The organism is Paenibacillus sp. OT2-17 (assembly GCF_009827695.1).
GTDB lineage: Bacteria > Bacillota > Bacilli > Paenibacillales > Paenibacillaceae > Paenibacillus > Paenibacillus polymyxa_B.
Genome location: NZ_WUDQ01000332.1, coordinates 1 through 4,006, shown reverse-complemented (window position 1 = coordinate 4,006; position 4,006 = coordinate 1). Strand labels below are relative to the sequence as shown.

Here is a 4,006-nt window from a genome sequence, read left to right as displayed (position 1 = left end):
GTCGGGTGAGCAAACACGGTGTGCGTGATTTGTTGCTCCGTCAGCTCATTGGCAATTGCAAGCGTTAAGCTACTGATCAGGGAAGACGCATCGGGACCAATAATCGACCCTCCAACTATTCTTTGTGAGCGATTATCCTTTATCAATTTAATAAAACCTTCCGGTTCATTCATTGTTAACGCCTTACCATTGCTGGCAAAGGAAACCTTACTCACGCTGTAATCCATCCCCTGCTGTTTACATTCATCCTCTAATAGACCTACACTGGCTATCTCTGGTGAAGTGAAAATCACGTTCGGGATTGCCGTATAGTGCATGCCTCCCGATTCGCCTACTATCCCATCGATGGCTGTAATGCCTTGATGCGAGGCGACATGTGCAAGCTGCATAATATTCGTAACATCGCCTATCGCATAGATATGTTCGACGTTTGTACGCATGTGTTCGTTCACGGCAATGCCTCGCCCACGTTCATTAAGCTGAATTCCGGCTCGTTCAACCTCCAAACCCTCCAAGTTAGGCTCACGTCCAACGGCCACCAACACTTTTTCACTAACGAGGAGGTGCTCACCTTGGGAATCCTCATAATTTACGATCGCTTGTCCATCGTCAGCACGCTGGATTTTGGCTACCTTCGAGTCCGTATGGATATGAATCCCTGCTTGCTCCGCAGAATGTTTGATTTCTTCGGAAATATCACTGTCGATCATCGTCAACAGTCGGCTCATAAATTCAACTACATGCACTTCAGCGCCCAAATAACGATAGATAAAAGCAAACTCCATACCAATGACACCCCCGCCGATGATCGTGATGCTCTTCGGCAGTTCGGTGCATGCAAGCGCATCAGTGCTGTTCATCACAAAAGGAAGATCAATGCCAGGGATATTCACCTTGGCAATTTTGGAGCCTGTCGCTACGATGATGTCGTTCGCTGAAATATGGTACTGGTTCTGTCCTTTTACACTCACTTCATGTGCGGATAAGAAAGAAGCTTGCCCGTGGATAACTTCAATATCATTCTTCTCCATCAAGTAGTCAATCCCGGAAATTAATTTTCCCTTGATTTCATCTTTACGACGAATAATCTGCTTCATATCGACTTGAAGGTCCGTTCCCGTGTGAATGCCAAACAAAGACGACTGTTTGACATGGTGACAAACTTCAGCAGATTTAACCAGTGATTTGGTTGGAATACAACCTACATTTAAACAGGTACCGCCTAATTCTTCCTTTTCAACTAATGTAACCTTAATCCCCTTTTTGGCTGCATAAATCGCGGATACATACCCACCTGGTCCTGCCCCAATAATCAATAGTTCAACTTTCTTAGCCATGACTGGCTGTTCCATTGCAGCAGCCTGCGGCTCAGATAATACAACCGTGTCTTCTACAGCAGTTTCCAACCTGAACAAAACTTGGTTAGAAGAAATTTCTCCACCTTCTTCAAAGAAAATGTGGCTGATGGTCCCCTCTGCGGTCGCTGTAATTTCTCGATTGCCTTTTCCCGTTTCAACCTCGACGAGTAAGTCTCCAAAAGAAACCTTCTCCCCTAGCTGCACATTGATTGTTCCTGCTTTCCCCTTTTTTCCCCCAGCAATCATTGACATTTTAATTTCCATGATGTTCAAGCTCCTTCACTACTAAAAAAGGCTAGCCGCGCCGCTTTTAGCGAATAGTTTAGTGTCTGACTACACCGGATTGCACCAGTTTAACCCCGTTCGCTAAGCAGTCTCCAACCGGGCAGGTCTTCTCAATGAATGCCGCAAAAGCTTCTGCTTTTTCTTGACTTTCGGTCGTTTTGAAGTGCATTACAAAACGAATTTCCTGAAAACCGCTTCTTACATCTGCCAGCCCCATGAACCCATCCGGGTCCAAATCCCCTTCAAGCTCAACATACAACTCTTCATACGAAAAGTTATACGCATCCGCAAAAGCAGCAGCAACGATGTACTGACATGCTCCTAGCGCACACAGAAGCGCTTCGACCGGATTCATCCCTTTATCTGTTCCACCTAAATCTTGGGGTTCATCCATCAAGATTTTAAAGCCTCTGGATTGAGCCTCAACCTGCAAGCCTTCTGGCAATTTTGTGGCAGTAGCTTTGAACGTAGTTAACATTAATATGGCCTCCCTTTTCTTTGTGAAAAAAATAACTTAACCTTGTGAAAAGAATAACAACCTTTTTACTCAAAGTCAATAGTTAGCTAAGTAATTTGTTGGAATAAACATAGCTTGAGGAAAGCAGGATATACACTTCAATCGATTTTCGATCGTTTCTACCAAAGGATGGTAATTTCAATAAAACGCAAGCCCTGATCATCTTGGAAAATGACATAGGGATCAGCACTTTCATTCGCTAAGAATCGTTCACGTTTAATTACAAGCCCTATGTAAGTAATCTGCTCTTTCAACGAACAAAGTGACACTCCTAATTATTTCCATTCTAGACAATGATCCAGGCAATCTAGAAGCTGGTCACTACTTCGTCTACCCGACTCACTTCCACAACCAGAAAAGCGCTTCGTAACCTCTTTTGCTTATCTGCTACAATAATTTGATTTGGAAACAATGTATTTCATGATCACACGCTCTATTTATTGAGCGAATCTTTCCGACTCATGTGTTAATACAACCTTTATAAGGAATACTTTATGAACAACTTGTATCTTATGGGGAAATGAATTGAATCGTTTAGAGGTGATTATCATGTGGTTTAAAATAATTTCTTATATTCCGAGCTGGGTTACATTATTTCAGGCCGCTCTCGCGTTGATTATTCCTAACCATCGTTCGTTCTCTGATGAACATAACGAAGGCCACGCGAATCAACAGCATGAGCCAAGCTCTAAAATTACAGGGAATTATGATTCCGACTTTAAGACAATTCGTGAGGTTATAGGTGAAAATAGTGATGCGCATTTTCGTGAGTTTGTGGTGAAGAAATTTCATGCACGGTCCGTGTTTGTCTTCATAGAAGGTATGCAGGATAAAGAGATTATGAACAAGCAGGTATTGCAGATTTTTGATGTTTAAAGATCAGCAACCCTAACAGGAACAACAGGAAAGTATAAGTAACTGGAATTTTTGTATTCCTAAGCTCCTATATCTCTGATGAAAAGAAGACCTATTATGATGAAAACGCAGCAAAGCAAACGTAAGCCATGATGCTAAGACGAAGGAGGAGCTATGGTATTTACACGCTCTGATGATAAGATCACAACGAAGCAGGCCGCTGTATTCCTGACCAATACCGTATTGGGGGCAGGGATTTTGACACTGCCGAGAAATGTAACTGAAAAGGTACAGACTCCTGATGGATGGCTTTCTGTCCTCATCGGTGGATGTATTGTCATATTAGTCGTTTGGCTGATGGTGAAATTAAGTCAACAGTTTCCTGGAAACACCGTGTATCAATACTCCAGAAAAATTGTGGGCATCATCCCGGGAGGATTTTTAAGTGTATTATTGATTATATATTTTTTAATCATCGCTGGCCTCGAGATTCGGGTTTTTGCTGAAGTGACGATGTTTTATCTGCTTGAAGGCACACCCAACTGGGCGATTGTGATTCCATTTATTTGGGTAGGAAGTTATTTGGTTTTTGGAGGTATTAACTCCATCGCTCGGCTATACCAGATTGTACTTCCGATTAGTCTCTTTTTTCTGCTTTTCTGTTTTGTCTTTAGTTTAAGGATATTTGAAATTGATCATCTTCGTCCCGTATTGAGTGACGGGATTTTACCTATCATCAAGGGACTAAAATCGACTATTCTTGTTTATGCTGGATGCGAAGTCGTCATGACACTAGTCGCTTTTCTGCAGCACCCTGAAAAAGCATTTAAGGCCATGGTAGTGGGGATCAGTATCCCTTGGGTTTTGTACTTTCTGACCGTAGTTATGGTGATCGGCGGGTTATCGATGGACTCCACTGTGACAAGTACTTGGCCCACCATTAATTTAATACGCAGTTTTGAAATCCCCGGATTTCTTTTTGAACGTCTGG

Annotated in this window: 4 protein-coding genes and 1 pseudogene; 2 read left to right on the top strand and 3 right to left on the bottom strand. The window is 42.6% G+C overall.

Annotation, left to right across the window (positions count from 1 at the left end):
• The 3 genes from lpdA to GRP75_RS30335 form a co-directional block, all read right to left on the bottom strand.
• Window positions 1-1,622: dihydrolipoyl dehydrogenase (gene lpdA, locus GRP75_RS20600; RefSeq protein WP_160790232.1), on the bottom strand; the 1,622-nt coding region annotated here is incomplete at its 3' end.
• 58 nt (window positions 1,623-1,680) lie between these two features.
• Entirely contained in the window at window positions 1,681-2,121 is a 441-nt protein-coding gene (locus GRP75_RS20595; protein ID WP_160790231.1) for an OsmC family protein, read from the bottom strand.
• Between the two features lie 158 nt (window positions 2,122-2,279).
• Window positions 2,280-2,414, bottom strand: coding sequence for a hypothetical protein (locus tag GRP75_RS30335; RefSeq protein WP_272917227.1), 135 nt, complete (start codon window positions 2,412-2,414; stop codon window positions 2,280-2,282).
• A 295-nt stretch (window positions 2,415-2,709) separates the two neighbouring features.
• Between GRP75_RS30335 and GRP75_RS20590 the strand changes: the two are divergent.
• Window positions 2,710-3,046 (top strand): annotated as a pseudogene (locus GRP75_RS20590) (spore germination protein); the annotation flags it as partial.
• 143 nt (window positions 3,047-3,189) lie between these two features.
• On the top strand, window positions 3,190-4,006 hold an 817-nt coding region (locus tag GRP75_RS20585), incomplete at its 3' end, for a GerAB/ArcD/ProY family transporter (protein WP_160790230.1).